The sequence below is a fragment of the Vibrio sp. Isolate25 genome, assembly GCF_022398025.1.
GTDB classification, from domain to species: domain Bacteria; phylum Pseudomonadota; class Gammaproteobacteria; order Enterobacterales; family Vibrionaceae; genus Vibrio; species Vibrio coralliilyticus_A.
In genome coordinates this window covers 151,604-158,296 of the sequence record NZ_JAKEUT010000008.1, presented here as the reverse complement: position 1 = coordinate 158,296, position 6,693 = coordinate 151,604, and the positions used below count along the sequence as shown (strand labels likewise).

6 protein-coding genes are annotated in these 6,693 nt (G+C 45.5%); all 6 read right to left on the bottom strand.

The annotated features are described in order from the left end of the window. Nucleotides 1-151: 151 nt before the first annotated feature. Complete coding sequence (locus tag L1D15_RS15880) at nt 152-1,513, bottom strand: TRAP transporter large permease (RefSeq protein WP_239836836.1); 1,362 nt, start codon at nt 1,511-1,513, stop codon at nt 152-154. A 3-nt stretch (nt 1,514-1,516) separates the two neighbouring features. Next, on the bottom strand, nt 1,517-2,188 hold the full coding sequence (locus L1D15_RS15875) for a TRAP transporter small permease (protein WP_006959361.1): 672 nt from the start codon (nt 2,186-2,188) through the stop codon (nt 1,517-1,519). Nucleotides 2,189-2,299: 111 nt separating this feature from the next. Next, complete coding sequence (locus L1D15_RS15870) at nt 2,300-3,295, bottom strand: TRAP transporter substrate-binding protein (RefSeq protein ID WP_239836838.1); 996 nt, start codon at nt 3,293-3,295, stop codon at nt 2,300-2,302. 487 nt (nt 3,296-3,782) lie between these two features. Further along, nucleotides 3,783-4,898, bottom strand: a complete 1,116-nt coding sequence (gene ugpC / locus L1D15_RS15865; protein WP_239876397.1) for a sn-glycerol-3-phosphate ABC transporter ATP-binding protein UgpC — start codon at nt 4,896-4,898, stop codon at nt 3,783-3,785. A 5-nt stretch (nt 4,899-4,903) separates the two neighbouring features. Then, nucleotides 4,904-5,761 (bottom strand): carbohydrate ABC transporter permease, encoded by an 858-nt coding sequence (locus tag L1D15_RS15860; RefSeq protein WP_019277875.1) that lies wholly within the window; start codon nt 5,759-5,761, stop codon nt 4,904-4,906. Beyond that, entirely contained in the window at nt 5,758-6,681 is a 924-nt protein-coding gene (locus tag L1D15_RS15855) for a sugar ABC transporter permease (RefSeq protein WP_239876396.1), read from the bottom strand. Before L1D15_RS15855 ends, L1D15_RS15860 begins: the two co-directional genes overlap by 4 nt. Nucleotides 6,682-6,693 lie beyond the last annotated feature (12 nt).

The window sequence follows — 6,693 nt, the reverse complement described above, 5'->3', positions numbered from 1 at the left end:
TTAGTAAAAGAGTCGATATCGATATATAACGACTTGAGGCCGCACATGAGCTTGGGGATGAAAACTCCAAGTGAAGTGCATGAAAAAGCCAGCAGGGATTACCTACTGGCTTCATAAAAAAAGCGTCAACCTATTTTAGGACTAGACAAAATCATTTAGTAATGATTTCCGGTCCCATCAATGTTGTAGGCAGCCAAGTTGACACCCATGGCACGTAAGTAACAATAATGAGGAACAAGAACATTACCGCGACCCAAGGGAGCGCAGCCTTGACCACCTGCATCATCGACATCTTAGCGACCCCAGCCGTCACAAATAAATTGAGCCCGACAGGTGGTGTGATCATCCCAATTTCCATGTTCACAACCATCATGATACCAAGGTGAATTGGGTCGATACCCAATGCAATAGCGATGGGGAATACCAACGGAGCAACAATGATCAGCAGGCCCGATGGCTCCATAAACTGACCACCAATCAGAAGCAAAACGTTAACCACAATGAGGAAAGTGATCGGCCCAAGGCCAGCAGATAACATCGACTCGGTAATCATCTGCGGGATGCGCTCTTCTGTTAGTACATGCTTAAGAATCAGGGCATTAGCAATGATAAACAGCAGCATAATGGTCAGTTTACCGGCATCATAAAGCGTATGTTTAGTATCTTTGTGAACAAACGCTTGGAAGACTTTTACGACGACCGGTTTGCGATTGTTTTTATCGGCAAATGGGCCCATGTCTTTGTAAATAAAGTTCGCAATCAGGAACGAGTATACCGCCGCTACGGCTGCCGCCTCTGTTGGGGTAAAGATGCCGCCATAGATACCGCCTAGGATGATCACTACTAGCAATAACCCCCAGCTCGCATCTTTCGCTGCTGCGAACATTTCGCCCCAGCCAACAAATGGCTGTTTCGGCAGATTTTTTACCCGCGCTGCAATATAGATAGCAATCATTAGCATCACACCCGCCAGAAGACCTGGAATCACACCGCCGAGGAACATACGCCCAACTGACACGTCCGTCGCAGCGGCGTATACAACCATAACGATTGACGGTGGGATCAAGATACCTAGCGTACCCGCGTTACAAATTACCCCAGCGGCAAAGTCTTTGGAGTAACCGTTTTTGATCATACCTGCGATAACGATACTACCGATGGCGACAACCGTGGCTGGTGATGAACCAGACAAGGCGGCGAACATCATACATGCAACGACAGAAGCCATCGCCAATCCGCCACGGAACCAGCCGACCATTGCAATAGCAAAACGAATAATTCGCTTAGCCACACCACCCGTCGACATAAAGCTTGATGCCAAAATAAAGAATGGAATAGCGAGTAAGGTGTAGTGGCCTGCGAACGCGTTAAACAGAGTTTGGGCTACTGAGGCTAAAGAAGCGTCAGAGTGCATCATCAAAAACAGGATGCTCGATAAACCAAGCGATACAGCGATTGGCACACCAATCAGCATAAAGCCAACCACCATTACGAATAAAAACAGAATATCCATGGCTTAGCTCTCCTTGCTCTTATCATCGGCTTTTTTCGGCTCCATCGCTTCACCAGCGTCTTTGAGCTCTTCTTTCAGCGCCTCAAGTTCTTCTTCCGCTTCATGACCTGCAATCAAGCGGTCTAATTTGCCTGTTGCGATTTGTACGGTGATTTGAATAAAACGGAATGTCATCAGCGCCATACCAATTGGCAGCGCCATATAAGGAATAAAGCGTGGAAGCTTTTCGTAGCGCTCACCTTCATTCAGCCAGTCAGCTAGGAACTGCAATATTTCAGGCATGGGAATATCATCCGTCTCATACCAAGCACGTTCAGTGACAAACGGATACCAATAGTTCCAAGAACCAACCAGAAGAAGAATTGAGAATGCTAAACAGCAAGCCGCTGCAAGTAGCGCGTAGACTTTACGCAGTTGGTCTGGTGCCATGTTGATGATGACATCGACACCAATGTGAAAGTGTTTTTTTACACCATAAGATGCACCAACAAGCACCATCCAGGCAAAAAGGAAAACGGTGAGCTCAAGAGCCCAAAGAATATTGTCATTAAAGACATATCGAAAAATTACATTAGCAAAGGTTAGCAGTGTCATTGCTCCCAAGAAAAACGCAATCAGCGTTTCCTCGATAGCATCTGTCACCTTTCCTATTCTGGCAAAAATTGACTGTTCCATAGTTACATCGCTTTGATCACCCGTTGGTCGCGCCTAACAGGTATTGCAGGGTAAAAAAGGCCCTCCTCCCGATTCGGAGGGCCAATAGTCAGGGATGTTTTTATTATCGTGTTACTGGTTTGAAGCCAATGCAGCTTCGATTAGGTCAGAGCCGATGTCTTTTTCAAACTTCTTCCAAACAGGTTGCAACGCAGTAACCCATTGCTGACGCTGCTCAGGCGTTAGCGAGCGAACCTCACCCCCAGCTTCGATAATGTTATTCTTATTCGCTAGATTCACTTTTGTGGATTCAGCATTACGCTGAGCGGTAACTTCCTGAATAATGGTATTCAATTGCTCACGCTGATCCGCAGGGAGATTTTTCCAGAAGTCGTTCGAGGTAACCACAAGGTAATCAAGGATACCGTGGTTGGTTTCTGTAATGCCGTCCTGAACTTCAAAGAACTTCTTACCGTAGATGTTTGACCAAGTGTTTTCTTGCCCGTCAATAACCTTAGTTTGTAGACCGCCATACACTTCTTTAAACGACATCTTCTGTGGGTTTGCGCCAAGTTGCTCGAACTGCGCCACCAATACATCAGACGCTTGAACACGGAATTTAAGACCTTTTGCGTCTTCAGGCGTCAAAAGAGGCTTGTTTGCCGACATTTGCTTCATGCCATTATGCCAGAAGGCCAGACCTTGTAGGCCACGACGCTTCATTGCATTTTTTAGCTTCTCACCAGATTCTGAGTTTTGGAATCGATCAACCGCAGCCACATCTTCAAACAAAAATGGTAAGTCAAAGATACGGTATTTCTTTGTGAACTTTTCAAACTTAGAAAGAGAAGGGGCAGCAAGTTGCACGTCACCGTTTAGCAGCGCTTCCAGCACTTTATTGTCATCGTAAAGCGTCGAGTTCGGGAAAACCTGCATACACACTTTTCCATTCATCTCTTCGTTAACACGTTTTTCCAGTAGTGAAGCCGCAATACCTTTAGGGTGTTTATCTGTATTCGTCACATGGCTGAACTTAATCACGGTTTCACCAGGGTCACAGTTCGCAGCAGCGTTAAAACTAGTTACAGCAAGAATGGAGGCAGATAGTAGGGTCAAAGGCTTTAGCATTGTTTTTCTCCTTGTTAATAGAACAACCCCATCACTGGGTGTTGATATATTTATAAGGGCAATAACCAAGCCAACTTAGCTTTGCTTATTTAATTCTTATTTTTCAAATGCTTAGCCACAAATTTCCACATCAAAGCAATTAAGACTGATTTCATCAGCTCAAAATGGGTGGGATATGACACATTCATAACAATCAAATGTGTCAGTTTACACATATTTAACATCAAGCAAATATTATAAAAACAAATGGCAGCCAAGCGCTGCCATTTTTATTAGATGAGACATGAGAGTCAGCAAGGAGACGAGACTGACTCCCACTCTCAATACATACATGAATTGAATATTCATGTTGATGCTTTAAGCATAGTTACTATTGACACTTTTGTTAAAAATTTATCTAGCCAAATTAGGGGAGAACACACTCCCAACTCGGACAGCAAGCCAGTCCGATTCTCCCCCGTACTGGTTGGGAGTGTGTTCAATCTTATCAATGGAACTCTATCCTTTGTTCTGTTTGCGCATCAAAGAATACCGCTTTTGACAGATCAAAATGCAGGGGAGCAACCTGACCAACACGAGCATCAAACTCCGGAGACAATCGGCATGCCACCTCCTGATCGTTGACCTTAATCATTGCGATAGTATCTGGCCCAGTGGGTTCCAGAACCTCAAGTTGCAGATCCAGTTGCGTGGTAGCGCCCGATTCCTCATTTTCTTTTTCAGTAATGTGCTCTGGACGCAAACCAATCACAACTTCCTTACCATCTTGCTCACGCATTGAGTTAGGCAAACGGATATGGTGCTCCTGATCGTTACCACCTTTAACTTTAATCACGGGCTGCTGCTCATCATCAAGATCAACCATGGTCTTAATAAAGTTCATCGATGGTGATCCCATAAAACCAGCAACAAACATATTGTTTGGCGTGTTGTAGATTTCCTGAGGTGTGCCCAGTTGCTGCAACTCACCATCTTTCATCACGGCAATGCGATCAGCCAGAGTCATAGCTTCAATCTGATCATGAGTCACGTAAACAATGGTGGTATTGAGTTGTTGATGAAGGCGTTTGATCTGATGACGCATTTCGACACGGAGTTTTGCGTCCAAATTCGATAATGGTTCATCAAACAGATATAACTTAGGTCGACGCGCTAAGGCTCGTCCCATCGCAACACGCTGACGCTGACCACCTGATAACTGTGATGGCTTGCGGTCAAGAAGATGGTCGATTTGTAGCATCTCGGCCACACGCTGAACTTCAGCATCAATCTCAGCGTCAGGCATTTTACGGATCTTAAGGCCAAACGCGATGTTGCCACGCACCGTCATGTTCGGGTACAAAGCGTATGACTGGAAAACCATCGCAATATCACGATCTTTTGGCTCCACGACTGAGACATCACGGCCATCGATCACAATTTCACCTGAACTGATGCCTTCTAAACCAGCAATGGTGTTCATCAAGGTTGATTTACCACAGCCCGATGGGCCAACCAAAATCAGAAACTCCCCCGAGTCAATGCTGATATCGATTCCCTTAAGGGTTTCCTGCTCCGCTTTTGGGTAGGTTTTACGGATCTGTTTGAGTTCTAAAGTTGCCATTATGATTATCCTTTTACTGATCCGGCGGTCAGGCCACGAACAAAATATTTTCCTGCCAGCACGTAAACCAGCAACGTCGGTAGAGCTGCGATGATGGCCGCGGCCATATCCACGTTGTATTCCTTCACACCTGTGCTGGTATTCACTAGGTTGTTAAGTGCAACTGTAATCGGCTGTGTGTCGGATCCTGAATACACCACACCAAACAAGAAGTCGTTCCAGATCGATGTGAACTGCCAAATCACGGTCACCATAATGATTGGTGTTGAAAGTGGCAGCAGGATTTTGAAGAAGATGGTAAAGAACCCCGCCCCATCAAGCTTCGCTGCTTTGATCAACTCATCAGGAATGCTGATGTAGAAGTTGCGGAAGAACAACGTCGTAAAGGCCATACCGTAGATAACGTGAACGGTCACCAAGCCCGCCGTTGTATTAGCTAAGCCCAACTTTCCTAGTACCGCCGCCATAGGCAGCAAGATCACCTGAAATGGGATAAAACAGCCAAACAGTAATAAGCTAAAGAAGAGGTTCGAACCACGGAACTGCCACTTAGTCACAACATAGCCATTAAAAGCGCCAAGTAAGGTTGAGATCGCAACAGCAGGTATTACCATCTGGAAAGAGTTCCAGAAATAGCCTTTCACACCTTCACATTTCACTCCGGTGCAAGCTCCGTCCCAAGCTTTGTACCAAGCATCAAACACCCACTCTTTAGGTAGACTCATCAAATTACCCGCTTTGATATCTGGTAAGGTTTTGAATGACGTGATGACCATGACAAACAATGGCATCAGGTAAACCAGACAGAAGAAAATCAGCGCTGAGTAAATGAAAAGGCGAGCAAAATTCATGTTGTTAGTCATGATTTCTTCTCCCTAAGTTCGGAATACAAATACGGCACCAGAATGGCAAGAATTCCGGCTAGCATCATCATGGCACTGGCAGCACCAAGGCCAATCTGACCACGCGTAAATGAATGGGCATACATAAACAATGCTGGTAGGTCTGAGGAATAACCTGGCCCCCCAGCCGTCATTGCGGTCACTAAATCAAAACTCTTAATCGCTATATGCGATGTAATGATTACCGCGCTGAAGAACACAGGTCGCAGGCAAGGAAGAATAATTTTTACGTAAATCGTCGGCAGATTAGCACCATCAATTTGAGCGGCTTTGATGATCGATGAGTCAATACCACGAAGGCCCGCGAGGAACATCGCCATTACAAAACCGGAAGATTGCCATACTGCAGCAATGACTAACGTGTAAACCGCCATATCAGAGTCTACCAACCAGTCGAATTTGAAGTCTGTAAAGCCCCAGTCGTGCATCAGTTTCTCGATGCCCAGACCCGGGTTTAGAATCCATTTCCAAGCCGTACCCGTAACAATGAACGACAACGCCATCGGATAGAGATAAATGGTACGAATCGCCCCTTCCTGACGAATATTTTGATCGAGCAATATTGCTAGACCGACACCTAAGCCGATTGCGATCAGCATAAACAGCAAGCCAAAGATGCCCAAGTTTGAAATCGAAGTGATCCAACGGTCGTTGTCCATTAGCTTTTCATACTGGGTAAAACCGACAAAATTAAAGCTAGGTAGAAATCGAGAGTTGGTCATTGATAGTGCGGCAGTCCAGAAGATGTAGCCGTAAATACACACCACAGTAACCAACATGGTCGGTGCTAATACGATCTTCGGCAGCCAGGTTTGTAGCCTGTCAGCAAAGCTTGGCTTATAGACAGACTGACTTTTTGACCGAGTCAAAACATGCTCCATAACGAATCCTTG

Coding starts and splice junctions, on each gene's coding strand:
- ugpC (WP_239876397.1), bottom strand. CDS start 4,898: ATGGCAACTTTAGAACTCAAACAGATCCGTAAAACCTACCCAAAAGCG.
- L1D15_RS15860 (WP_019277875.1), bottom strand. CDS start 5,761: ATGACTAACAACATGAATTTTGCTCGCCTTTTCATTTACTCAGCGCTG.
- L1D15_RS15870 (WP_239836838.1), bottom strand. CDS start 3,295: ATGCTAAAGCCTTTGACCCTACTATCTGCCTCCATTCTTGCTGTAACT.
- L1D15_RS15875 (WP_006959361.1), bottom strand. CDS start 2,188: ATGGAACAGTCAATTTTTGCCAGAATAGGAAAGGTGACAGATGCTATC.
- L1D15_RS15855 (WP_239876396.1), bottom strand. CDS start 6,681: ATGGAGCATGTTTTGACTCGGTCAAAAAGTCAGTCTGTCTATAAGCCA.
- L1D15_RS15880 (WP_239836836.1), bottom strand. CDS start 1,513: ATGGATATTCTGTTTTTATTCGTAATGGTGGTTGGCTTTATGCTGATT.